At 73.1% G+C, this 24316-nt stretch carries 21 protein-coding genes; 5 read left to right on the top strand and 16 right to left on the bottom strand.

Annotated features, from left to right (window positions below; translation table 11 throughout):
* The first annotated feature begins 153 nt into the window (after positions 1-153).
* Together uxaC and BH708_RS12830 are read left to right on the top strand one after the other, a co-directional pair.
* A complete protein-coding gene (uxaC, locus tag BH708_RS12835; protein WP_076809224.1) occupies positions 154-1593 on the top strand; it encodes a glucuronate isomerase in 1440 nt (479 codons plus the stop codon).
* The gene (locus tag BH708_RS12830) at positions 1593-2864 is read left to right on the top strand and encodes a mannitol dehydrogenase family protein (protein ID WP_076809222.1); all 1272 of its coding nucleotides are present in this window, start codon (positions 1593-1595) and stop codon (positions 2862-2864) included. Before uxaC ends, BH708_RS12830 begins: the two co-directional genes overlap by 1 nt.
* Before the next feature lie 384 nt (positions 2865-3248).
* Here the strand turns inward: BH708_RS12830 and BH708_RS12825 are convergent, their stop codons facing one another.
* The 5 genes from BH708_RS12825 to BH708_RS12805 all read right to left on the bottom strand — a co-directional run bounded on the left by BH708_RS12825 (position 3249) and on the right by BH708_RS12805 (position 9043).
* Positions 3249-4736 carry a gluconokinase gene (locus BH708_RS12825; RefSeq protein WP_076809220.1) on the bottom strand — a complete coding sequence of 496 codons (1488 nt, stop codon included), beginning with the start codon at positions 4734-4736 and terminating at the stop codon, positions 3249-3251.
* A 333-nt stretch (positions 4737-5069) separates the two neighbouring features.
* On the bottom strand, positions 5070-6296 hold the full coding sequence (locus tag BH708_RS12820; protein ID WP_076811248.1) for a Dyp-type peroxidase: 1227 nt from the start codon (positions 6294-6296) through the stop codon (positions 5070-5072).
* A gap of 152 nt (positions 6297-6448) precedes the next feature.
* Complete coding sequence (locus BH708_RS12815) at positions 6449-7108, bottom strand: copper chaperone PCu(A)C (protein WP_083713567.1); 660 nt, start codon at positions 7106-7108, stop codon at positions 6449-6451.
* A gap of 147 nt (positions 7109-7255) precedes the next feature.
* Complete coding sequence (locus tag BH708_RS12810) at positions 7256-7948, bottom strand: hypothetical protein (RefSeq protein WP_253705321.1); 693 nt, start codon at positions 7946-7948, stop codon at positions 7256-7258.
* Between the two features lie 90 nt (positions 7949-8038).
* The gene (locus BH708_RS12805; protein ID WP_076809218.1) at positions 8039-9043 is read right to left on the bottom strand and encodes a universal stress protein; all 1005 of its coding nucleotides are present in this window, start codon (positions 9041-9043) and stop codon (positions 8039-8041) included.
* Between the two features lie 205 nt (positions 9044-9248).
* On the opposite strand from BH708_RS12805, the gene BH708_RS20375 reads away from it, so the two are divergent.
* A complete protein-coding gene (locus BH708_RS20375) occupies positions 9249-9539 on the top strand; it encodes a DUF1905 domain-containing protein (protein ID WP_076809216.1) in 291 nt (96 codons plus the stop codon).
* A gap of 108 nt (positions 9540-9647) precedes the next feature.
* Here the strand turns inward: BH708_RS20375 and BH708_RS12795 are convergent, their stop codons facing one another.
* Complete coding sequence (locus BH708_RS12795) at positions 9648-10172, bottom strand: hypothetical protein (RefSeq protein WP_157235940.1); 525 nt, start codon at positions 10170-10172, stop codon at positions 9648-9650.
* Positions 10173-10314: 142 nt separating this feature from the next.
* Entirely contained in the window at positions 10315-11346 is a 1032-nt protein-coding gene (locus tag BH708_RS12790) for a LysR family transcriptional regulator (protein WP_076809212.1), read from the bottom strand.
* 89 nt (positions 11347-11435) lie between these two features.
* On the opposite strand from BH708_RS12790, the gene BH708_RS12785 reads away from it, so the two are divergent.
* Complete coding sequence (locus BH708_RS12785) at positions 11436-11747, top strand: hypothetical protein (protein WP_076809210.1); 312 nt, start codon at positions 11436-11438, stop codon at positions 11745-11747.
* A 49-nt stretch (positions 11748-11796) separates the two neighbouring features.
* Here BH708_RS12785 and BH708_RS12780 read toward each other — a convergent pair whose 3' ends face one another.
* The 9 genes from BH708_RS12780 to BH708_RS12740 all read right to left on the bottom strand — a co-directional run bounded on the left by BH708_RS12780 (position 11797) and on the right by BH708_RS12740 (position 23293).
* Positions 11797-15315 carry a S41 family peptidase gene (locus tag BH708_RS12780; RefSeq protein ID WP_076809208.1) on the bottom strand — a complete coding sequence of 1173 codons (3519 nt, stop codon included), beginning with the start codon at positions 15313-15315 and terminating at the stop codon, positions 11797-11799.
* Between the two features lie 74 nt (positions 15316-15389).
* Positions 15390-16061 carry a hypothetical protein gene (locus BH708_RS12775; protein WP_076809206.1) on the bottom strand — a complete coding sequence of 224 codons (672 nt, stop codon included), beginning with the start codon at positions 16059-16061 and terminating at the stop codon, positions 15390-15392.
* Between the two features lie 158 nt (positions 16062-16219).
* A complete protein-coding gene (locus BH708_RS12770) occupies positions 16220-17218 on the bottom strand; it encodes a hypothetical protein (RefSeq protein ID WP_076809204.1) in 999 nt (332 codons plus the stop codon).
* 144 nt (positions 17219-17362) lie between these two features.
* A complete protein-coding gene (locus tag BH708_RS12765; RefSeq protein ID WP_076809202.1) occupies positions 17363-18289 on the bottom strand; it encodes an exodeoxyribonuclease III in 927 nt (308 codons plus the stop codon).
* 43 nt (positions 18290-18332) lie between these two features.
* A complete protein-coding gene (locus tag BH708_RS12760) occupies positions 18333-19400 on the bottom strand; it encodes an LLM class flavin-dependent oxidoreductase (protein ID WP_076809201.1) in 1068 nt (355 codons plus the stop codon).
* 205 nt (positions 19401-19605) lie between these two features.
* Positions 19606-20049 (bottom strand): VOC family protein, encoded by a 444-nt coding sequence (locus BH708_RS12755; RefSeq protein ID WP_076809200.1) that lies wholly within the window; start codon positions 20047-20049, stop codon positions 19606-19608.
* 197 nt (positions 20050-20246) lie between these two features.
* Positions 20247-20768, bottom strand: coding sequence for a ferritin (locus BH708_RS12750; RefSeq protein WP_076809199.1), 522 nt, complete (start codon positions 20766-20768; stop codon positions 20247-20249).
* A 281-nt stretch (positions 20769-21049) separates the two neighbouring features.
* Entirely contained in the window at positions 21050-21439 is a 390-nt protein-coding gene (locus BH708_RS12745) for a VOC family protein (protein ID WP_371330009.1), read from the bottom strand.
* Positions 21440-21544: 105 nt separating this feature from the next.
* A complete protein-coding gene (locus BH708_RS12740) occupies positions 21545-23293 on the bottom strand; it encodes an FAD-binding protein (RefSeq protein WP_076809197.1) in 1749 nt (582 codons plus the stop codon).
* Positions 23294-23371: 78 nt separating this feature from the next.
* Between BH708_RS12740 and BH708_RS12735 the strand changes: the two genes are divergently transcribed.
* Positions 23372-24307, top strand: a complete 936-nt coding sequence (locus tag BH708_RS12735; RefSeq protein ID WP_076809196.1) for a LysR family transcriptional regulator — start codon at positions 23372-23374, stop codon at positions 24305-24307.
* The last annotated feature ends 9 nt before the right edge of the window (positions 24308-24316 follow it).

Raw genomic sequence — 24316 nt, 5'->3', positions numbered from 1 at the left:
GTCGTCGGCGGCGCCCGGGCCCGCCTCGTCGGGCCCGTGCGCCGGTACGCTGGGCGCCCATGACCTGGGAAAGCGCTCGGCGCGGCTCTGACCTGGTCGGCAACCGATGACAACCGGGGGACCCGGGCCGGTCCCGCGCGGGAGGATGGATCCATGAGCGACGACGCCTACGTGCCCCACTCTGACCGACTGCTGCCCACGGACCCTGCTGTCCGGGGCATCGCGCGCGACCTCTACGACGGGATGAAGGATCAGCCCATCGTCTCGCCGCACGGCCACGTCGACCCCCGGCTGCTGCTGGACGACGAGCCCTTCCGCGACCCGACCTCGCTGTTCATCACCCCGGACCACTACGTCAACCGGCTGATGCACTCCCGCGGCGTCGACCTCGCCGACCTCGGCGTCGGTCGCGGCCCGCTGGACGAGAAGGACTCCCGCAAGGCCTGGCACCTGCTCGCCGAGCACTGGCACGCCTACGCCGGCACCCCCTCGCGCTACTGGATGGAGCACGAGTTCTACGAGGTCTTCGGCCTGGAGACCGTGCTGAACCCGCGCACCGCCGACGCGATGTACGACGCGCTCGCCGAGAAGCTCGCCCGGCCCGAGTTCCGCCCCCGCGCCCTCTTCGAGCGCTTCGGCATCCAGGTGCTCGCCACCACCGACGACCCCGTCGACGACCTCGCGCCCCACGACGCCCTCGCGGCCGATGCCGGCTTCGGCGGCCGCGTGATCCCCACGTTCCGCCCGGACAAGTACCTCGAGGCCGGTCGTCCCGACTTCCCGGTGCTCACCGACGCCCTCGGCGAGGCCGCCGGCGTCGACGTCGGCACCTACGACGGCTACCACGAGGCGATGCGCGCCCGCCGTCTGTACTTCCGCGACCACGGCGCCGTCTCCTCGGACCACGCCCACATCGATCCGGGCACCGCGCGGCTCGCCGACGAGGACGCCCGCCGCCTGTACGGTGCCGCCCGCGCGGGCACGATCGGCGTCGACGAGGCCGTGGCCCTGCGTCGCCACCTGCTCGCCGACCAGGCTCGCCTGGCGGCCGAGGACGGCCTGGTCATGACCATCCACCCCGCGGTGTACCGCAACCACAGCGAGTCGATGTTCCAGAAGTTCGGGCCCGACGTCGGCTTCGACATCCCCGTCGCCGTCGATTACGTCCACCACATCGCGCCGATGCTGAACGACGTCGGCCACGAGCCGGACTTCCGCACCGTGCTGTTCACGATCGACGAGACCGTCTTCTCCCGCGAGATCGCCCCGCTGGCCGGGGTGTACCCCTCCGTGTACGCGGGCGCCCCGTGGTGGTTCATCGACGCGCCGGACGCGATCCTGCGCTACCGCCGGGCCGTCTCCGAGACCATCGGATACTCCCGCACCAGCGGCTTCATCGACGACACCCGCGCGTTCTGCTCGATCCCGGCGCGCCACGACATGTCGCGCCGCCTCGACGCGACGCACCTCGCAGGCCTGGTCGCCGAGCACCGGATGCGTCTCGAGGACGCCCGCGAGATCGCTGCCACCCTGCCCGATCAGCAGCCCCGCGAGGTCTTCCGCCTCGGCGACGCTGCAGGAGAGAAGAACTGATGAGCACCCCTGCCCCCTCCGACGTGGGCCGCCTGGTCCACCTCGGCATCGGCAACTTCGCCCGCGCCCACACCCTGGTCGCCACCCAGCGCGCGGGCGGCTGGTCCGTCAGCGCCTTCACCGGCCGCACCGCCGCGATGGCCGATGCGCTGAACGCCCAGGGCGGCCGGTACGGCCTGATCGTGCGCGGCGCCGAGGACGACGAGGTCAGCATCGTCGACGTGATCGACGAGGTGCACCCGGCCGACGACGTCGATGCCCTGGTGCGTCTGATCGCCGATCCCTTCACCGCGGTGGTCACCCTGACCATCACGGAGAAGGGCTACGCCGCCGGCGACGACCCCGCGACCTCCGCCCCGGCCCGGCTGGCCCTGGGCCTGAAGGCCCGCCGCGAGGCCGGTGTCGAGGAACCGATCGCCCTGGTCTCCTGCGACAACCTCACGGGCAACGGCGGCGTGCTGCGCGACGCCGTGCTCGCGGCGGCCGACGAAGGGACCCGCGCCTGGTTCGCCGACCACGTCGACGTCATCTCCACCATGGTCGATCGGATCACCCCCTCGGCCGACGAGGACGCCGCCGCGCTGGTCGCCGAGCGCACGGGCCTGGCCGACGCCGTCCCGGTGGTCACCGAGCCGTTCACCGAGTGGGTCGTCGAGGACGGCTTCCGCGGCCGCCGCCCCGAGTGGGAGAAAGCCGGGGTGCAGTTGACCGACGATCTCGGACTCCACGAGCTGCGCAAGCTGCGTCTGCTCAACGGTGCCCACACCCTCATGGCCTACGCCGGTCAGGTCGCCGGCCTCGAGCGCGTCGACGAGGCGATCCGCCACCGCGAGGTGCGCGCCCTGGTCGAGCAGCTGTGGTCCGAGGCCCGTTCCACGCTGGACCTGCCGACCGCCGACCTCGATGCCTACACGGCGGCCCTCGAGGACCGCTTCCGCAACCCGCGCCTGGCGGACAACCTGATCCGCATCGCCGCCGACGGCAGCGCCAAGCTGCCCGTGCGCGCGCTGCCGGTGATCGCCGAGCTCGGTGGGCCCGCGAAGGCCCCTGGCGAAGCCGCCGCCGTCGCCGCCTGGACCGCGTGGGTCACCGACCGCGTGCGCGCCGGGCACGAGGTCAAGGATCCGCAGGCCGAGGCCATCGCCGCCGCTGCGGTGCTGGAGGACACCACCGAACGGATCAGCGCCCTGCTGAACCTGCTCGACGTCCCCGCCGTCGACCCCCTGGTCGATGCGGTCATCGCCGTGGAGAAGCGCCTCCCGCGCCCCTGAGGGCGCGTCCTGGGTGCTCGGGTGGCTGGGTGACCGGTCCGGATGGTCGTTCACTGGTTCTGTGCATGTGGTTCCGTCCATGGAAGCCACATGCACAGAACCCGGGGACGATCATGAACCGCGCACCATGAACCCCGCCGTGAGCCTCGCGGCCTGACACCCCGACTGTCACCTGAGCGTGCATCAGTCCCGCCTTGCGGTCTGACGTGTCGAATAGTGGTCTCCATTCCGACACATCAGACCGCACGGCTGCGTCCGATCGGTGCTGTGCCCGATCCTTCCGCACCGCTGTGCCCGATCCTTCCGTACCGCTGTGCCCGATCCCGCGGCAAGGCCTCGCTCCCCAGCGGCGCCTGTCCCCGTCGCGGCGTCAGAGGTCGCGCATCAGGCGAGGTCGGCGAGCTTCTCGAAGCGCTCGAGGCGCTCGCGGTAGTAGGCGGCGTGCTCTGCGACCGGCTCGATGCGCCGCAGCACGGGCGCCTCGGCGACGGCGGCGTCGGGGGCGGCCCGCTCGAGGGCCATCACGGCGGAGCCGCGCATCGTCGAGCGGGAGACCGCGACGTGGTCGATGGGAGCGCCGAGCGCGTCGGCCAGCAGATGCAGCCAGGAGGGGATCGCCTCGGTCATCCCGCCGGAGAGCACGATCCGCTCCGGATCGCCGCCGGCCTCGCGCATCTGGTCGGCGATGCGCAGGAAAGACAGGGCCACGCCCTCCATCGCGCCGCGCAGCATGTCCTCGGCGGTGGTGGAGGCGCCGACGTTCGCGAACAGGGCCCGGGAGGAGCCGCGCCACTTGGTGCCGCGCTCCCCGGAGAAGAAGGGGATCACCAACGGGGTCGCGCTCGACGGCGGGGCCGAGAACAGGGCCTCGGTATCCGTCTTGGCGATCTCGAACGGAATATCGAGCTCGTTGCGGGCCCAGTCCAGCACACGCCCGCAGTCGCTCATGGCGGAGCCGACCAGGGTGCGGCTCTGGTCCACCCGGTAGGCCCACAGACCGCTGGGCAGGGAGGAGATCTCAGTGTCCAGCAGCTGGCGGATCGCCCCGGAGGTGGCGGTGGAGATGCCCCAAGTCCCCGCCCCGAGTGCCCCGATGCCCAGGTTCGCGGCCAGACCGTCGCCGATCACCGGCAGCCACTGCGCGTCGGCGAGCTGCGGGAACTCCTCGGCCAGCGGGGTGCCGGCCACCGGTAGGGCGTCGTCCGGGTCGAGGGCCTCGCCCATGGTCGACGCCTGGACCCCTACGGCCTCGAGCAGCTCGGGCACGTACTGACCGGTGCGTCGATCGATCATCCCCGACCATGCGGCGGAGGCGGTGCCCAGCGCAGCCGTCCCCAACAGCCGGAAGGCGACGTACTCGCCCAGAGCCATGAAGCGCTCGGTGCGGGCGAAGACCTCCGGATGCTCCTCGCGCAGCCAGGCCAAGCGGGGCGCGGTGTATGAGGAATGCAGGCGGGCGCCGGTGCGCTCGTGCAGCTCGTCGATGTCGAGCCGCGAGGCGAGGTCGGTGACCTGCGCGTGGCAGCGGGTGTCCGCGTAGGTGATGCAGGGGGTGATCGCGTGGCCGTCGGCGTCGACCGCGACCAGCGAGGAGGCGAAGGTGTCGAAGCCGATGCCTCGCACCGTGCCGGGCAGCTCGCCGCCGAGCACGGCCCCGAGCGCGGTGCGGATCTCCTCGACGACCTGGTCGGCATCGATCGTGCTGGTCCCGTCGTCGCCGACGGTGAACTCGTGGGACTCCTTGTGGGTCAGCTTGTCGACCTCGCGCCCGCTGACGTCGTAGACGGCGGCGCGGGTGCCGCCGGAGCCGATGTCGATCCCGACGACCAGCGGCCCGTCGGCGTCGTCGGCGGAAATGTTGAAGCGAGGCATGGCTGTCTCCTGCGGATCGGATGAGTCGCCTGCGCCCCGTCGAGCACCGATGCGTGGACGCGCAGCGTCGTGCCAGCATACGAGGGGCTCGCCGGAGCACCAGAACTGCGCCACCGGTTGCCACGGGCGAGAAGCGATCTGCTCGAGCGTCTCGCCCGGCTGGCAGGAACTCGCCCGGCTGGCAGGAACTCGCCCGGCTGGCAGGAACTCGCCCGGCTGGCAGGAACTCGCCCGGCTGGCAGGAAGGGGACGCCAGGGGCACGCGCTGTCGATATGGCGCAGCGCGTGCCGCTGGCGTCCCGCATGTGCTGACCCGCCCGTGGCGAGCCGTGCCTACGCCAGCACCGCCTGCCCCAGGTACTCGCCCTCGGCGCAGCCCGGCGGTATCGCGAACACCGCCGAGCCGATCGGGGTGGTCCACTGGTTCAGCAGGTCCAGATCCGCCAGACGCTGCTGGATCGGCACGTACTGACCGGTCAGGTCCGCCTGGAAGGCGACGAACAGCTGACCGGACTCCGACAGCGCCGTGGAGTCCGCCGGCGGCGGCACGTCGTAGTTGTACGGCCGACGGTAGATCTCCTGGTGCTCGCCCTCGTCGACGCCGTTCGCCCGACGCATGTGGGCGAACTCCGGGATCACCGCGAAGCCGTTGTCGGAGACCGCCTCGAAGTCGGCCGGCGAGGTCTCGGTGCCGCCGCTCAACGGCGCCCCGTCGTCCAAGGACGTGCCGGTGGACTTCTCGCGGGCGATCCGGTCGACCTCGTCCCAGCCGTCGAGGTCCATCCGGATCCGGCGCAGCACCATCGAGGTGCCGCCGGCGAAGGGCCCGTCGTCGATCCAGACGACCTTCGCGAAATGCTCGCTGCCCGGCTGGGGGTTCGCACTGCCGTCGAGCTGCCCGAACAGGTTCCGCATCGTGGTGCCGGGTGCCAGCGTGCCCTGGGCGCGGCGGAATCCTCGCTGCACCCAGCGCACCCCGGCGAAGGCCCGGACGTCCTTGAGCAGCATCCGGGCAGCATGGGAGACGGTCAGGGGATCCTCGGCGGCGACCTGCAGCAGCAGGTCACCACCGGTGAAGTGATCCTCGAGGGCGTCGATCGAGAAGGCCGGCAGCGGGGCGAGCCAGCGCGGGGCCTCCCGCCCGGCGCACTCCATCAGGCCCGGCCCGAAGCCGGCGGTGACCGTCAGGCGCGACGGCCGTTCGGCGAGCTCCGGCTCGGTGTCCGCCAGCGCCGCCCGCCCCTGGGTGAGGCGCGCGGCGTCGTCGGTCAGCAGCCGCAGCATCCGCACGATGCCCTCGCGATCCACGCCCCGGTGCAGGTCCAGGGCCAGGAACGTCGCCGACGCGGGCGGAGGGGTCTCGATCCCGGCCTGGTGGACGCCGTGGAAAGGGATCGTCTCCTCGCCGTGCAGCGTCGGGCCGGACTGCCCCGCCGGAGTCGCGGAGGCCGCCGGATCCCGCAGGGCCCGGTCCAGGCCGATCGCGGCGACGCCGACGCCGAGCGTGCCGGCACCGACGGTCCCGGCGCGCAGCAGCTGTCGGCGCCCGGGCCGGTGCAGGGCCGACTCGCTCCGGCCTCCCGGCTGCTGAACAGAGCCCGACCCGATGGGAGCGGGGCCCGGCCCGGCGGGATCGGTGCCGGTGGGAGCGGCGCCGACGGGGTCCTCGCCGTCGGGTCGGTCATCGGCGGGGCCGTGCCGCTCCTGCCGCGTCACGAGTCCTCCTCGTGCCCGGCGTGCTCGCTTCCGCCGTCAGAGGCCTCCGATCCCTCCCCGTCGCCGGGGGAGTAGTGCTCCTGGGCACCGGTGAAGTCCTTGACGGTGGCGGTGAACGGGTGCTCCGTGCCCTCGGAGAAGACCAGCGTGAGCTGCACCTGGTCCCCGGGGCGCAGCGGCTCGGTGAGGTCCATGAGCATGAGGTGGTGCCCACCGGGCTCGAGCACGAGCTCCTCGCCGGCGGGAAGTTCGAAGCCGCCCTCCTTCTCCTGCATGCTCATGCCGCCCGAGCCGTCGGGGGAGGTCTCGTGCAGCTGGACCTCGCGCGAGGCCGACGTGGTCGCGCCGGTCAGGACGAGATCGCCGGAGGTGCCGTTGGTGATGGCGCCGAAAGCTGCCGTCATGCCGTCCTCGGCGGCCTTGACCCAGGGATCGGAGACCGCGATCGTGCCGGAGGCGGTGGCCTCGGCCCCGCCGCCGTCGGAGCCTGCGGTGACGTCGTCGGGATCTGCGGTCTCGGCACCACCGGCGCCGCAGGCGGCCAGGGGCAGCACCACCAGGGAGGCGAGCGCGCCTCGTCGGGAGAGGCCGCCGATGGAACCCGTGCGGACGGGCCGAGCGCGATGGAGGGCAGGGGCGGGAAGATTGCGGGACATCAGGGGTCCTTCCAGGAGGCTCCCGAGATCCGCCGGGCGGCAGGGCGCAGGCGGTGGGGAGCGTGAGGGACCGCCCGGGCGTCGGGCCGGGGCGGGATGATCGACCGGGAGGGCGACCTGAGGGACGGCGCGGCGCGCCGCCGCGGCTCAGGCGGCCAGGACCCACGGCGGGCCGCGCCGCAGCTGAGGAGTGCGGACGGCGCGCCGGGCGGGGCGCACGTGGGCGGTCTCGGGGACCACCCGCGCCGGGGCCGGCAGCGGGGATGTCGGGGCCGGGACGAGGGCGTACGGACGGCGCAGGACTCCCAGGAGCTGCCTGGCCAGGGAGAAGGAGTGCCACAGCATGGCCTCGCCGCGATGCAGCAGCAGCGCCGTGACGAGGGCTGCGACGAGGTGCCACAGCAGCATCCACAGATCGGCGTGGGAGCCGTGCAGGGTGTGCTCGGCGGCGGAGGCGACCCCTGAGTGCCCTGCATGGGCGGCAGGGCCGGCGTCGCCGGCACCGGGGCCCGCGAGGTGCGCGCTGTGATCGAGATGCGATCCCGGCGGGGCCACCAGGTGCACGCCGGGGTCCCCGGGGGTGCCGGCCATGAACAGTCCGTGGAACAGGGCCTGGCTCGCCACCACGGCGATGCTCATACGCGCCAGCGAGAAGCGCGACCCGGCCAGCAGGGTGCACGCCGCGACCGAGAGCCACCACGGCAGGGCCACGCCGAGCCATGACGGCATCGCGCCGCCGCCCACCAGGTGGCCGCCCAGGGCGACCGAGGTGGCCAGCGTCGCGGCGACCGTCCCGCGCAGCAGGCGCAGGGGAGAGCGGCTCGAGGACACGTCCTCCATTGTGCCCCTGACTCGTCGTCCCGCGACTCGGCGTGCGCGGTGCATCCCGATCCGCGTCCCGGCCCATGTCGCCGCCCGGGCGCAGGCCGGTCAGCGCGGTCTGCGCTGATCCGTCTCGATGCGGGACGGGTCCAGGTCGGGCACCACCATCACCGGCCCCGCGGCATGATGGAGCACGGAGCGGGAGACCGAGCCCAGCAGGGCGCTGGCGACCCGGCCGTGACCGCGGGTGCCGACCACGACCAGCTGCGCGCGGGCGGAGTGCTCCACCAGCTGCGTCGCCGGGTCCGCCAGCTCGACCTCGCTGGTCACCTCCAGATCCGGGAACTTCTCGCGCAGCGAGTCGGCGTAGCCGGTCAACTCATCGACCAGCTCCTGGCGGTGCTGCTCGATCATCCCGGGATCCGGGACCGACATCCCGTAGCCTCCGCCCCAGTTGTCCGGCGGAGGCATCGCCATGACCAGGTGCAGCGGTGCGTTCCGGCTCTGTGCTGCCTTGGCCGCCAGGAGGACGGCGACGTGGCTGCGTGGGGAGCGATCCGCGCCGGCCACCACGGGGGCGTCGTCCTTCTCCGGGGCGAAGCGCTCCGCCCCCTCGCCGGTCCCGATCTTGTAGTGCCGCGGGACGACGACGGTGGGGCAGTGGGCGTGGGCGGGCAGCGCCGAGGAGACCGAGCCCAGCAGCCGACCGAGGAAGCCGCCCCGGCCGCGCGCGCCGACCACGGCCAGCTGGGCGTCGGCCGAGAGGCGCACGAGGACTCCGGCGGCGTCGCCTTCCTCGATGCCCAGATTGACCGGGTCCGGGTAGCCGCGCAGGTGCGCCCGGGCCTCCTCCAGCACCTCCTCGGCGGCCGCCTTGCGGGCGTCCCCCTCGGTCTCCGGGGGCATGGAGGCGATGTTGGCGTAGACCATCGGCGGCACCGTGTAGGCGGTGATGACGCTGAGACGGGTCTCGAGGCGCTGCGCGGCGCGGGCCGCGTAGTGCAGGGCCAGGACCGCCTGGTCGGACCCGTCGAAGCCGACGAGGACGCCGAGGTCGCGGCCGGCGGTGTCGTCGGGGTCGGACGAGTCCGAGGTGCGGATGTCGTCGTTCATCACAGCCTCCTGCCGGGGGCTCTCGAAGCCCGACGACGGTGCCCCCGTGGTCGGCCGCCGCCGATGTCCCCATCGTAGCGATGGTTCCGGACGCGGGAGCGGCGGAGGTCCCGGGATTCCGCGGAGGTCCCGGATTCCGCAGAGCTCCCGAGAAGATGCGGCATTCGCGGGGGCGCTGGACCCGGGCGGGTCTACGCTCGAGGTCGTGGACCTCCTCTTCACCACCACGACGATCGAGTGGCGCGGCCCCGCGCCGTTCGTGTTCGCCCCCGTGCCCGAGGAGGAGGCCGACGCGATCGGCGCGATCTCCCGCGAGGTCACCTACGGGTGGGGCTGCATCCCGGCGACCGTCCGCATCGGCGGCACCGAGTTCACGACGTCCCTGTTCCCGCGCGAGGGCGGGTACCTGGTGCCGGTCAAGGTCGTCGTCCAGCGCGCCGAAGACGTCGACGTCGGCGACGAGATCGAGGTCCGGCTGCTCATCGGCGAGGCCTGAGACGGGGCCGACGGGGCCGACGGGGCCGACGGCCGACGCGCCGCGCCTTCCGTCGGGTTCAGCGAGTTCCCTCGGCCGCCGGGGTCGTGCTGGGACGTCGCCGCGCGGTCACACCGCCGGCTGATCCGGCAGGTCGAGCTCGTCGGCGTAGCGGGAGCGCAGCTCCTCCCAGCCGTGCTCGAGCGCCTCCCGGCCCACGATCCGGTCCTGGCCGAGACCCTCCAGGCGTGCATCGAGCACGGCCAGGCACACATGCCAGCTCGCCAGATAGGTCGGCGCGTCCTGGGGCGCGGCCACCTTCATCATCAGCGTCAGACGGGCCTCGTCGACCAGCCACTCCAGCACGTCCTCGCCCCAGCGGTGCGAGAGGGCGTGGTCGCCCGCGGTGGCCAGCACGTCCGTGGTCACCGGGTCCGCCTCCGGGGTCTCCCGGGACAGCATGGGGCCGACCTCGGTCATGGGCCGTTCGGGCACGATGGGGGACCAGGTGGCCAGGAGCTCGGGGTCGGTGAGGTGCGCCCAGATCTGCTCGGCGGTGCCGGCGAGGTCGACCTCCAGGATCACGGCGTCCTCCGTGAGGTCCACCGCGACGGGGAGATCCGCGATGCGCTGGTCGATGTCGGATGCGGTCACGGGGGCTCCTTCCGGGCGCCGCGGCAGGCGGCGCGGACGATGTCCGCTCATTGTCCACCCGTCCCGTCGGCCCCGGGCGGGACCTGCGCCGCCCGGGGCCGCGTCATCGGGCGTCGAGGCGGGACATCGGCGAGGCCGGAGGTCAGAGCGCGATGACGCCCGGCAGATGCGCGGCGGGCACGGCGGGCCGTGAGGAGGGAGCGGACTCCGCCGGGTCGGCCGCGGGATGGCGTGCCGAGCCGCCGGCCACGGCGCCGAGATGGACGACGCCAGGGATCTCCTGGGCGCGTCGGTCGGCCGCGGCGTGGAGGCGCTGGACGATGTACTGCGCGGCAGGATTGCGCTCGACGGTGCGGCGCACCTGCACGCGCAGTCGCCGCCGGGGCGCCGGCGGATCGAGCGGGATCGCCACGATGTCCGGGCGCAGGTCCTGCGCGATCACGGAGGGCTGGACGCTGATGTGGTCGCCGGTCGCGACGAATCCCAGCACCGTCGCGAAGTCGTCCGGATTCACGTCGACACAGGGGGAGAAGCCGGCGGCGCGGCAGGCCGCGCCGATCCGGTCGAACCAGAAGGAGTCCAGGGGGTCGTCCGTGACCCAGGACTGCTCGGCGAGGTCCTTCAGCGGCAGGCTCGCACGGTCGGCGAACGGATGCTCCCTCGCGACCAGCGCCACGTAGCCCTCCTCGAGGAAGTCCTGGACGGCCCAGTCCTCGAGAGCGGCGTCGGAGGTGCCCTCACCCACGATGATGTCCATCCCGTCCGCGGCGAGGTCCTCGCAGCTGCAGTCCCGCAGGACCAGCTCGAGCCCGAGATCCGGGTAGCGCCGGCGGAGGTCGCGGGCGAGCTCCGGGATCCAGGTGGAGGCGATGGAGGTGGCGTAGCCGAGGCGCAGAGTTCCGGTACGGCCGGAGCGCAGGTCCGTCGCGGTCCGCTCGAGGGCGGCCAGGGCGTCGAGCGCGGTACCGGCCTCCGCGGCCAGGATCCGGCCGTGCGCGGTGACGGTGATCCCGCGACCGGTGCGCTCGATCAGATCGAGTCCGGTCTCCCGCCGCAGCGCGGACAGGTGCTGGCTGACGGCCGAGGGGGTGTAGCCGAGCGCCTCGGCGCTCGCCCGGATGCTGCCGGTCTCGACGACCGAGCGCAGGACGCGGAGCTTGACGGGATCGAGCATGCCGCGACCCTACCTCTGTTCAGCTGGACTGAACAGAGGGGTGCGAATCATCGCTTGTCCTGAAGGGTCAGGGGATCCAGGATCGAGGCATGTCTTCCGCATTGACCGGCCTCGTCCTCATCCTGCTCATCGCCGTCGTCACCGTCGCCCTCGGGGCGCTCACCCGGCTGCTCGCCTCCCGCGTCGTGGCCCCGCGCGAGCTGCGAGACGTCCCGCTGACGCCCCGCGAGCGCATCGCCCTCGGCCATGAGGCGATCGCCCGCGACCTGCAGCCCGACGACGTCCATCCCATCGCCCGCACCGCCTCGCGGGAGGCAGGGGCGGCACGGGCTCCTCGTCCCGTCGAGCATCAGGACCTGGCGCTGCGCCATCCCGAGATCGCCGCCCACGTCCTCCGCTGAGCGACGGGCGCCGGTCTGTCGGGACGGTCGGCGACCGAGCAGGATGCGCTCAGCCCTTCCGAGGGCCGAAGCGCGGCGCGGGCAGCGGGGGAGCCGTCGCGGCCGGCGTCTGCTCCAGCAGCGCGAGCGCCTCGGTGACGCCGCGCTGGAGCTGCGGGTCCTCGCCTCCCACCCACGCGTTCGGCGGCAGGGGCACCTCGATGTCGGGCTCGACGCCGTAGTTCTCGATGTCCCAGTCCTCGCCCTGGAACCAGCTGGCGTACTTCGGCTGCGTGACGCCGGTGCCGTCGACCAGGTCGTAGCGGCCGTCGATGCCGATCACGCCGCCCCAGGTGCGCATGCCGACGATCGGGCCGATCTCCATCGCCCGCGCGACGGCGTTCACGATGTCGCCGTCGGAGCCGGCCTCCTGATTGGTCACCAGCACCACCGCGCCGCGCGGGGCGAACTGCGGGTAGGTGCCCGGCGTCTCGTGGCGCGGGTAGTCCCAGGACAGCACCCTCCGCGCCAGCCGGTCGGTGACCAGCTGCGAGGTGTGGCCGCCGCTGTTGTAGCGCACGTCGACCACGATGCCCTCCTTGGTGGAGGCCTCCCGCAGATCACGGTGCATCTGTGCCCAGCCGGAGGAGACCATGTCGGGGATGTGCAGGTAGCCGAGGCGGCCGTCCGAGAGCTCATCGACCAGGGCGCGCCGCGAGGCGACCCAGGCCTGGTAGCGCAGCGGGGCGTCGTCGGCGAGCGGGGTGACGGCGACACGGCGCTCGACCCCGTCGCGCTCGAGCACCAGCTCCGTCGGGGTGTCCGCGGAACCGACCAGCTGACCCAGCACGCCCCCGCCGCCGGGGCCGACGTCGCGGCCGTCCACGCGCACGATCGCATCGCCCACCTGCGCGGCCACGCCCGGTGCGAGCAGCGGGGAGCGGGCGTCGGGGTCCGAGGAATCCCCGGGCAGGATGCGGTCGATGATCCAGCGCCCGTCGCGGGGGACGATGTCGGCCCCCAGGTAGGCCGGCAGCATCGGGGGGTCGGCCTGGTAGACGCCGCCCATCACGTAGGCGTGGGAGGTGCCGAGCTCACCCTGGACCTCCCACATCAGGTCCTGGAAGTCGTCCTCGGTGACCACCCGCTCGATCACCGGGTCGTACCAGGAGGTCATCGCGTGCCAGTCCATGCCGTCCATGTCCGCGCGCCAGTACTGCTGCGCCATGATCCGGTAGTTGTCCCAGAGCATCCCGCGACGCTCCTTGACCGGGTCGACGAACAGCCGCAGGCGCCCGGTGTCGATGGTCACCCGGGCGGGGTCCTCGTCCTCGACCTTGCGGGAGGCCGGGACCTGCACCCAGCTCTCGCCCTGCTTGATGACCAGGGACTCCCCGTCGCCGGAGACGGCGAGATCGGTGACGGACTCGGCGAGCACGGTGAGCTTGCGGTCGGCCAGGCCCCAGTGCTCGAGGGTCGGCCTGGGCTCGTCCCCCTCGACGCCCGCGCGGGCGGAGCCCAGCACGCCCTGCTGCGGATGACGCAGCCACACGAAGCCGCCGCTGACCGCACGCAGGTGCGAGTAGGAGCCCGAGAGCACGGGGAAGGGCACCAGGCGCTCCTCGATGGCGTCCAGGTCCACGCGGGTGGCCGGCGGTTTCGTCGCCTCGTCGGCCCCGGAGGGGCTGGTGACGCCGGCCGGGTGATCTGCGGCCGAGCCGGTGCCGGAGGCCGCGGCATGCGCTCCCGTCGCGCCGTGACCGGCGGAGTCCGTGTCGCTGGACTTCTGGGCGGACTTGTCGTCCTCGGCGCTCGCGCCCCAGCCGTCGGCCTGCGGCCCGAAGGGATCGGGCGTCGAGCGCTCGAGCGGGATCAGGAAGGGCCGCTCGGCGTTGACGAAGCCGAGGTCGAAGACCATGTCGTCGTAGACCGTCTCGAAGGTGCGCAGCGACAGCAGCGCCAGGTGCTTGCCGTCGGCGCTGAAGGCCGGCGCGGCGTCCTGGTACTTGCCCGAGGTGAGCGCGCGGCCCATCGGCTCGGCGTCCTCGGTGTCCGAGATCATCAGTCGGCTGACCATCCACGAGTTCGGCTCGGACCACACCAGCCAGCGGCCGTCCGGGGACCAGGCCAGATCCGCGACCTCGCCGCCGGTGGAGCGCCCCACCTCGCGCACGTGGTCGAGACGGGGTGCCTCCGGGGCGCTCTCTCCCTCCTGCTCCCACGGGGAGGAGCCGCTGCTCGACGGGGCCGCGGAGGTCGTCGCCGGATCGGTCAGGCCGCGCAGCGTCACCAGGCGCACCACGTTGTCATGGGTGGAGATCGCGACCTTGGAGCCGTCGGGGGAGGGGATCGCGTGCAGGATCCGGCCGACGTCGCCGAGGGCGAAGCGGATCTCCTCGCCGCCCCCGTCCAGACGGGCCAGGCCCAGCACGTCGGAGCCGACGCCGCCCGTCTCCCGGTCCGCGAGGGCCTCCGCGTCGGTGACGAACAGGGCGAAGGGGGAGCGGCCCAGCGGACGGACCTCGCGCAGCCGCAGGCCGCAGGTGCCCGCGAGCAGCCGCGCCGGGCCGCCCCGGTGGGTGAGGGCATGGGCGCCGCCGCGCCACTCGACGACGCTGGCTCGGGCGTCGTGCACCGGACGCATGGCCAGCAGGTTCGCGCTCGGGGAGGCGGGGCGCGGCAGCCGGGCGGCGCCGACGCCGGAGGCCAGGATCTCGACCTCGCGCGGCTCGGCGCCCAGCGAGCCCATCGCGAACAGCCGGCCGCGGGAGGTGAACACGATGGTGCTGCCGTCGGTGGCGGGCTCGCGCAGGTAGCCCTGCTCGGAGGTCAGCGAGGTGTGGGCCTGCAGGTCGGAGCCGTCCAGTGCCACGGACCACAGGTTCGCGGTGGCGCGGTCGGTGCGGGCTGCGGCGGGGCCGGGGGTGTCGGAGGCGAAGATCAGGCGGTCCCCGTGCCAGGCGATGCGCCGCTTGGAGGCCAGGACGTCGTCGAGCAGGTGCTCCCAGCGACGGGCGGCGTGCGCGGCGAGCGGGGCGTCCAGCGCCATGTCCTCGCGGGAGATCCAGAGCTTCGCGGCGGTGCCGCCCTGGTAGTGCTTCCAGGAAGCCTGGTCCCGGCCCGTCGGGGTGGCGACCACGGTGGTGCCCGACGGATGGATCGCGACCTCGCCGGACCGTCCCAGCGGCAGCAGCTCCGCGTGGCCGGCGAGGTCGATCGCCCACAGCTGCGCATCCCGGGCGACGGGAGCGCGGTAGCTGGTGGAGGCGATGACGCGGCCGTCCGGCAGCCAGCCGACGAGCTTCGTGGACGGCTTGCCCCAGGTGGTCAGCCGGCGCGGGGCGGTGTCGCCCTCGGTGGCGATGACCCATACCTCGGGGCCGCCGGAGGTGCGGGAGGTGTAGGCGACGTGAGTGCCGTCGGGGGAGAACCTGGGATGGGCGACGGGGGCGCCCTCGTCGGTCAGGCGCCAGGCGCGACCGCCGGCGAGCGGAGCGAGCCACACATCGTTGGCCGCGGTGAAGACGACGGTGTCGCCGCGGACGTCGGGGTGACGGAGGTAGGCAGCATGAGCAGGGGTCGATGGCATGGTTCAACCCTATGCGTGAGCACCGACACGTCGAAGGGTTTTCCGGGTGCGATCGTGCGCGGTCCGCCCGCTGTTCAGGACAGCGCGGAAGCGATGACGGCGTCGGCCCGGTGCAGGCAGAGGGCGAGATCGCCGCGGGTGGTGCTCTCCTCGCCGGCTCCCTCGGAACCGGCGGAGAGCCCGGGGGCGATGCCGGCGGCCCCGAGCCACCGTGCCGCCGCGCGCGCACTCCAGGGCTCGACCGGGTGCGGGAGGGTGGCGTCGTCCGGGACGTCCCAGCCGGCGCCGGCCAGGGCGGGGCGCAGCAGCGCGGTGAGCATCGTCGCGGTGCCGTCCCGCGTCGCGGTGCGCTCGGGGTGGACCCGCAGGGAGGCGTCGCCCCAGAGCGCACCGCGACCGTGCAGCCAGAGCAGGGCGGCGGCGCGCTCGGGGTCCTCACCGAGGTCGGTGAGCAGTGCGGGGGTCGTCCCGAGGGGGACGACGGGGGAGCCGGCGAAACGGTGCAGCGCCAGGGCCACGTCCCCGCGGGTGACGGGTTCCTCAGGGGCGTAGCGGGACCCTTCCGGCGCCGGTTGCACGCCGGTCGCGTCGGCCCAGTCCATCGCCGCCCGACCCTCGTCCTCTGCCGCTGCGTCGGAGAGTGCGCTGGTGGCGACGAGGCCCGCCGCGCCGCCGCCGCCGGAGGCCGTCGGCGCGCTGCCGTCGCCGCGACTCGACAGCGCTCCGGAGGAGATGGCGGCGGTCACCGCCGCGGCGGTGCCGGCCAGCAGCAGGACCCGACGGGACGGGGCGCGCGGAGCAGCGGCGGACGCTGCTGCGGGAGCCGGAGCACGGGCTGGCGACGGGGTCGCGGCGGCAGGCCGTCCGGGCCTGTCCTCGCGCAGACGAGGCGGCGAGGGACGCCTCATAGCCATCCCAGCTCCCGCATGCGACGCACGAGCGCCCAGCTCACCGCGAGATTTCCCCAGCCGTTGAGGTGGATGCCGTCCGCAGCGACGAGCAGCGGGGGCACGACGCCGCGCTCCAGCGCGTCCTGCGTGCTTCCCTGCTCCAGCAGCGCCAGGGGAGCGAGCGGGGAGCAGCGCAGCCCCGCCTCGCCGGTCAGCAGCTGCTGGAGGTCCAGGAAGTGCTTCCCGTAGCGGCGGGCCTGCTCGGTGTTGACGTCCCCGACGGCGTCCCCGGTCGGCGAGCCGTCCGGATCGGCCTCGGTGCGCCACTGGCCGAGCACCAGGGTGTCCTCCTCGGGCGTCTGGGCGGCGTCCCACATCCTCTGGGTGTCCGACAGCACGCCGGCGACGTCCAGGATGTTGTTCTTGCCCATCCACAGCACCTGTCGGGAGGCGTCGGCGACCTCGGCGAGGGCGGAGGTGAAGACCCCCTCGACCATGTCGCCGAGCAGTGCGCCGCCCGGGTCCCGCGCCGCGTCGTCGGCCGTGAAGAACCAGCTCCCGCTGCTGCCGTCCAGCACGCCCGCGGCCCCGCTGATCGTGCCCGGGATGCGCAGCGGCCCGGCAGGGGCGAGAGCGGGGTCCAGGGCGACGGGCACCTGCACGATGCCGTCCGCGGCCCGGACGCTCTCGCCGATCGGGGTCACGCGCGGGGTGTCCAGGCCGCGCATGAGCAGGGTGTGCGCGGAGCGGGTGGCACCGACCCCGAAGGAATGGACGCTCGCGGGGGCGGCGGAGAGGGCGAGGTGCTCGTGGATGCGGATCGGCAGCGGGGTGGACTCGTCCCCGCCCTCGGAGCACATCGAGGAGGAGCCCCACAGCGTCAGCGCCCGGGGGTCGGGCTCGGCGCCCAGCAGGCGGCGGGAGGTCTCCGTCCCGGTGGGATCCGAGGAGGGTGCTGCGGGGAGGGGAGCGCCGGGCGCGGCCGGGAGGACGGCGGGCTGCGGCGCGGGCATTCCGGTCCTCCGTCGGCGAGGCGGGACGAGTGCTCCGACCGGCACTCACGAGGGACCACTGTACGGGAGGAGACCCCTGACGGGCAGGGTTTTCGCTGTGATGGGCACCGGCTCGCGGGGCCGGTGGCCCGCGGCGTGCTCGCGTCACCGCCAGTCGTAGTCGACGACCACCGGTGCGTGGTCCGAGAGCCGCTCGCCGCGGAACGCCCGATCGACCTCGGCGCGCACCGCGCTGCGGGCGAGACGGGGCGCGGCGAGGTGGTAGTCGAGGCGCCAGCCCGAGTCCTTCGCGAAGGACTGCCCCAGCCACGACCACCAGGAGTACGGACCGTCCTGGTCGGGGTGGAGCCGCCGCACCACGTCGACGAGGGTGCGCGGGGAGAGCTGCCGGCCGAACCACTCGCGCTCCTCCGGGAGGAACCCGTCATTGCTCTGGTTCCGTCTCCAGGCCGCGAGGTCCTGCCGCGTGTGCGCGATGTTCAGGTCGCCCATCAGCAGGAACTCTCGGCCCTGCGCCGCGGCCGCCCGGCGGGTCCGGGTCAGGTAGCGGGAGAACGCCGCCATGAAGGTCATCTTGCGGGCGTATCGCGCACCGCCGTCGGGTGCCTCGCGCATCCGTTCGGGCCGCTGGAGGTGCGCGGGCAGGCCGCCCTTGGGCAGGTAGAGGCACGCGATCGTCAGCGGTGAATCGGCGAGATCGACCTCGAGGTAGCGCCCCGCCGTGGCGAAAGGGCCGAGGCCGCGGGCGAGCGGGACGTGGTCGGGGGAGGGGACGAGCTCGAGGGCGCCGTCGCCGTCCGTCGGGGTGCCGACCAGCGCCGTCCCGCTCCACGTGCGGACCGCCGCGGGCGCATGCCGCGTGAGCACGGCGACGCCGTTGCGGCCGGGCAGGGAGCCGGTGTCGAGGGCGACGTGGTGGTCGCCGAACGCCCCTGCGGGAAGCTTGTCGACCTGCGCCCGGACCTCCTGGAGGGCCACGACGTCGCAGTCCCGGCCGGCCAGCCAGTCGCCGAACCCTCGCCGGTGCGCGGCGCGGATCCCGTTGATGTTCGCGGTGGCGATGCGGAGCATGGCCCGAGGGTACGTCGTGCTCCGGCGAGCGGCTCCGCGTCTGTCAGGTGATCGGCTCGCCGGCGACCGGGCCCTCCGTGTTGGGTTTCCAGCCCAGCGCCGGGGCGACGTGCTGCGCGAAGCTCTCGAGGATGTGCAGGTTCAGCTCCACCCCGGCCTGCGAGGGGATCGTGAGCAGGAGGGTGTCGGCGGACTGCACCGCGGCATCGGCCTGCAGCTGCTCGACCAGTTGATCCGGCTCGCCGGTGTAGGTCCTGCCGAAGGTGGAGCGGTGCCCGTCGATGATGCCGATCTGGTCGGCGCCGTCGCCCGGGCGCAGCCCGAACAGCATCCGATCCTGCTCGGTGACGATCGGGAACACGCTGCGGGAGACCGACACCCGTGGGGTGTGGTCGTGGCCGGCCTCGCGGAACGCCTCGCGGTAGACGTCGATCTGTTCGGCCTGCAGGTCGCCGAAGGCGGCGCCGGTGGCCTCGGTGAGCAGGGTCGAGCTCATGAGGTTCAGACCCTGGGCACCGGTGCGCTCGGCCGTCTCGCGGGAGCCGGCGCCCCACCAGATCCGGCGGACCAGATCGGGGGAGTGCGGCTCGATGCGCAGACCCTGACCGGGCTGCACCGGGGCGCCGTAGGGGTTCTCCGCGGCGCGCGCCATCGGCTCACCCTGAATAGCCTGGAGGAACGCGGCGAACTTCGCGTGGGCGATGTCCGCGCCGCGCGGATCGGTCGAGCCGGAGTAGCCGAAGGACTCCCAGCCGCGGTCGGCCGGCTCGGGGCTGCCGCGGGAGACGCCGAGGGCGAGCCGGCCGTCGGCGATGAGGTCGAGGGCTGCGGCCTCCTCGGCGAAGTACAGCGGGTTCTCGTAGCGCATGTCGATCACGCCGGTGCCGACCTCGATGCGCTGCGTGCGGGCGGCGATGGCCGAGAGCAGCGGCATCGGAGAGGCGGACTGCTGGGCGAAGTGGTGGACGCGGAAAGAGGCGCCGTTGACGCCGAGCTCCTCGGCGCCGACGGAGATGTCGATCGCGTCGTGCAGCATCTGACGAGCGCTGAGCCCGCCCTGGGCGGGACTGCCGCCGTAGTGGCCGAAGCTGAGGAATCCGAAGGCTCGCATGCGTCGAGTCTACAAGATGGTTGAGCGTTGAACTAGAGCCGTGGGTGGGGTGGTGCAACGGACGGGCCGGATCGCCGGGGTGATCTCCCCGGTGATGGCGTGCCGAGATCTGCTGATCATCGCCCGGCCTCGTCGGCCCCGCCCGTGGAGGCCCTGCTGCCTCGTTCCGCGGGAGCTCGTTCCGCGGGGGCTCGTTCCGCAGGAGTCAGCCTCGCGGGCTCTCGGCCGGGACCACGAGCGCCCACAGGACCCCGAAACGGTCCGTGACCTGCCCGTAATGATCGCCCCAGGGGGCGAGTTCGAAGGGCATGGCGATCTCTGCTCCGGACGAGGTCAGCGTCTCGAGGAGAGCATGCGCCTCGTCGACGCTCTCCAGCCCCACGAGGAACGAGTAGACGTCGGACCCGAGTGGGGGCAGCTCGTCCCCCGGGGCGGCGATGCCGTCGCCGCCGGCCAGCGTCACCAGGCCGCCGTCGAGCTGTGCGTGCGCGGTCGCGCCGGGCGGCGGGGAGAAGGGGAAGCCCTCGGTGGGGAAGTCGTCGTACGACATGAGGTCCAGCTCGCCGCCGAAGACCTCGCGGTAGTACTCGAAGGCCTCGGCGGCATTGCCGGGAAAGCTGATGTAGGGCGTGAACTGCGGAGCAGGCATCGGAGCGTCCCTCGTCGTCGTCATCGGCCGCGGGTCGGCCGTGCGTCACAGTGTGACACGCGTCACTGTCGGCGGAAAGGCTCGGGTCGCCCCGCCGGCCGACCGACGGAGATCGTCGTGCGGGTCAGGTCGCCGGTGGCCGCCCGTGGTGAGCCACCGGCGCCCTGAGCCGGCCGGTCCGTCCCGGTCCGGAGCGATCAGTCCTGATCGGCCTCGGTGGACTCGGCGGGCCGGGCGCCCAGCTCGGCGTCCAGGCGCAGGATGCCCGAACCGTCGTCGCCGATCAGCTGCACACGACCGATGATCTCGGAGACGGTGGCCTCCTCCTCGATCTGCTCGTCGACGAACCAGTTCAGCAGCGGGCGGGAGTCGTAGTCCCCCTCCTTGTCGGCGCTGCGGTACAGCTCGCGGATCGCCTCGGAGACCTTCTGCTCGTGGGCGAGGGAGGCCTCGAAGATCTCCAGCACCGACAGGCCCGGCGTCACGCCCGGCGCCGCGATGGCACCGATCGCCGCATGGTTGTCGCGGTCCGAGACGTGCTGGATGAACTTGTTGGCGTGGACGATCTCCTCGTCCGCCTGGTGGCGCAGCCACGCGGCGATGCCGGGGAGGTCCTGCTCGTCGGCCTCGATGGCCAGCTGGCGGTACGTCATCGAGGCCTCGAACTCGAGGGTGATCTGGTCCTGGAACTTCTTCTCAAGGTCATTGCTCATCTTCATGAGCTCGACGATAGCCCTGGTCGTGGCGCTTGTCAGCCATGGAAAGGCTTGCCTCGCCATCACGCGTGCGGTGCATCGGAGCGCGCGCGGAGGTGGTCACGAGGTGAGCCGGGGGCGATCGACGGGTCGGCCGAGGACCTCGAGTCCGTCCGGCCCGCCATCCTCGAGAAGCGCAATGCCGAGGTCCACTCCCTGCCCTGGATGGTCGCCGTCGTGCCCCTGGGCGGGGAGTCGGCCCCGAGCACTACCGCCCCGAGCGGGAATCGGGGCCGACCCGAGGATCACCCCCAGCAGATGCAGAACGGGTGCCCAGCCGGATCGGCGAAGACGTGGAAGCCGTCAGCGGCCTCCGGGTCGTCCGACCGCTGCAGCAGGCTCGCTCCGAGCCCGGCGACCTCGCGGCACGCGGACTCGACCTCGTCCCGCGCCACATACAGGTCCCAGTGGAGCTGCTGCCGCTGGCGATCGGGCGACGTTCCGGGCCATTGCGGGGGGACGTGATCCGGGGCGAGCTGCACTCCGAGCACGGTCTCGCCGTCGACCTGGATGTCGCGCCAGTCGGGGTAGGCGCTGTTCTCGGTCGAGGCGCGGACGGTCCCGCCCAGCACGGCGGCCCAGAAAGCGGCCTCGGTGTCGATGTCGGAGGCGTCCAGGACGATGAATCGGGTCATGATGCGCACGGGGGGAACTCCTCGTCGTGGTGGAGAGGGTCGTCGCCAGTGTCCCAGTGTCCAGGTGTCCCAGTGTCCAGGTGCCCAAGTCCCCCGGCGCGGCCCCTACTCCACGAGTTTGCCGCGCGGGGAGTCGTCCAGGGGTGCGGCGGCAAGATCCCGCAGCGGCCCCGGCACCTCTGACAGGGGCTCGAACCCGACCTTCCCGCTCAGCGACCACACGAAGTTCCCGCGCAGCTGCGGATCCTGCTCGGGGAAGTCCGTGCGGTTGTGGCAGCCGCGGGTCTCGCGGCGCTCGAGCGCGCACTCGAGGGTGGCACGGGCGGCCAGCAGGGAGCCCTGCAGATCGAAGGCGTGGGCGAGGTCGTCGAACCCGGCGACGTCCGGGTGAGCGGTGACGTGCTCGGCGCGCTCCTCGAGCCGGGAGAGTCTCTCCAGCCCCTCGAGCAGGCCGGCCTCGTTCCGCACCACCCCCGCGTGGGCGGTCATCACGTCCCGGACCTCGCGCTGCAGCCGGCGAGGCACCTCGATCCCGTCCCCGGCCAGCAGCGCCGTCTGCTCGGCGCGCGCCTCGGCGACGACGTCGGGGTCGCGGCGCACGCTGGTGCGTCCCGCGGCGAACTCCGCAGCCGCACGCCCGGTGATCCGCCCGTACACGAGCAGCTCGATGAGGGAGTTCCCGCCGAGACGGTTCGCGCCGTGCAGCCCCGAGGAGGCCTCCCCGATCGCGTACAGCCCGGCGACGCCCGTGCCGTGGTCGTCGGGGTGCACCCAGACCCCGCCCATCGAGTAGTGGGCGGTGGGGGCGACCTCGATCGGCTTCTCGGTGATGTCCAGCATCTGCAGGTCGATCAGCGTGCGGTAGACCCGGGGGAGCGTGGCCAGGATCTGCTCGCGCGGGAGGTGGGAGACGTCCAGCAGCACGCCGCCGCGCTCGGTCCCGCGGCCCTCGAGGATCTCCGTGTGGTTCGCCAGAGCCACCCGGTCGCGGGTCGACAGCTCCATCCGGTCGGGGTCGTAGTGCTCCATGAAGCGCTCGCCGAGGGCGTTGCGCAGCACGCCGCCCTCCCCTCGGGCGGCCTCGGAGACCAGGGTGCCGGCCGCGTCGTCGGGCTCCAGCAGCCCCGAGGGGTGGAACTGGATCAGCTCCGCATCCCGGATCCGGGCCCCGGCGCGGGCGGCGAGCCGGAAGGAGTCGCCGGTGTTCTCGTCGCGGCGCGAGGAGGTGACGCGCCAGATGCGGGTGTGCCCGCCGGCGGCGAGGATCACCGCGTCCGCATGGATCTGCACGCCGTGGCCGGTGACGACGTCGAAGCCGTAGGCACCGAAGATGGTGCCGTCGGCGACCAGCAGGCGGGTGATGTAGACCGTGTCGATCACGGGCACGTCGAGCTCCGCGGCCCGGCGCAGGAGGGTCCGTTGGATCTCCAGGCCCGTGTAGTCGCCGGCGAAGCAGGTGCGGCGGTAGGTGTGGGCGCCGAAGAAGCGCTGGGAGAGTCGGCCGTCGGACTCCCGGGCGAAGGGCATCCCCCAGCGCTCGAGATCTTCGATGCCCTGGACGGCGCCGTGCGCGACGGTCTCGACGATCGCCGGATCGGCCAGGTAGTAGGACTCCCGCAGGGTGTCGGCGGCGTGCTGCTGCCACGAGTCCTCGGGATCCATGGTGCCCATCGCCGCGTTGATGCCCCCGGCGGCGAGGGTGGTGTGGGCGTCGTGGCGTCGTCGCTTCCCCACGGTCAGCACCTCGACCCCGCGTTCGGCGAGTTCTATGGAGGCGCGCAGCCCGGCGCCGCCGGTGCCGATGACGAGGACGGACGTGGTGATCAGACGGTCGGTGGGGGCGTCGGTGCTCATGGCCTCCACGCTAGGGACGCCCCATCTATAGCGCTAATGCAAATGTGGTCAGCAATCCATACCGTTACGCTATGGCGCATGAGAGGGGAGCACCTCAGTGCCTTCGAGGCCGTCGCCCGACTGGGCACCTTCACGCGCGCCGCCGAGGAGCAGTTCGTCGCCCAGCCCTCGCTGTCTCGGCAGATCAGGTCCCTGGAGGCCGAGCTGGGCGCTGCACTGTTCCGACGGGGCCGTCGAGGTGCGGAGCTGACCGACGCCGGACGCGTGCTGCTTCCGATCGCCCGCCGGATGCTGGCTGACGCCGAGGTCGTCCGGAGCGAGCTCGACGAGCTCGCGGGCCTGCGTCGGGGACGGGTACGACTGGGAGCGCCGCCGACGCTGTGCGTCTCCCTCGTCGCCGACGTGCTGGCCGTGTTCCACGACCGCTTCCCGGGCGTCGACCTCGAGGTCAGCGAGGCAGGTTCGCTCTCCGTGGTCGACCAGCTGGTGACGGGGGAGCTCGACCTGGCCGTGATCGTCACGCGCGGCGGATCACCCCGCATCGACGGGGCCGAGCTGATCCCCCTGCTCGAGGAGCGCCTGGTGGTGGCCTCCTCGGCGGCGGCCCCGGCGCCGGGCGGAGCCGAGGGGCCGGCGGCGGGGCTGACGCTGACCGAGCTCGCCGATCTCCCGCAGGTCGCCTTCCACCGCAGCTACGATCTGCGCGCCGCCACCGATGCCGCGTTCGCCTCCGCGGGTCTCACGCCGACGGTGGCGGTCGAGGGCGCGGAGATGGATGCCGTGCTGCGATTCGTCGAGCGGGGCATCGGAGTCGCCGTGGTCCCGGCGATGACCGTGCTGGATCGCCCGGGTCTGCGCAGCATCCCGCTGGTGGAGCCGGTTCTGGAGCGCACCGTGAACCTGGCCCGCCGTCCCGAGGTGCGGCTGTCCACGGCGGCGACGGCGATGCAGCAGCTGGTGTTCGAGAGGGTGGGACGGATGGAGGTGCCCGGCGTGGTCGGTCCCGCCCGGTGAGGTCGGCGC

The organism is Brachybacterium sp. P6-10-X1 (assembly GCF_001969445.1).
Lineage (GTDB): Bacteria > Actinomycetota > Actinomycetes > Actinomycetales > Dermabacteraceae > Brachybacterium.
Note: the sequence above shows the minus strand (reverse complement) of the source record. Positions and strands in the feature narration are given on the sequence as shown.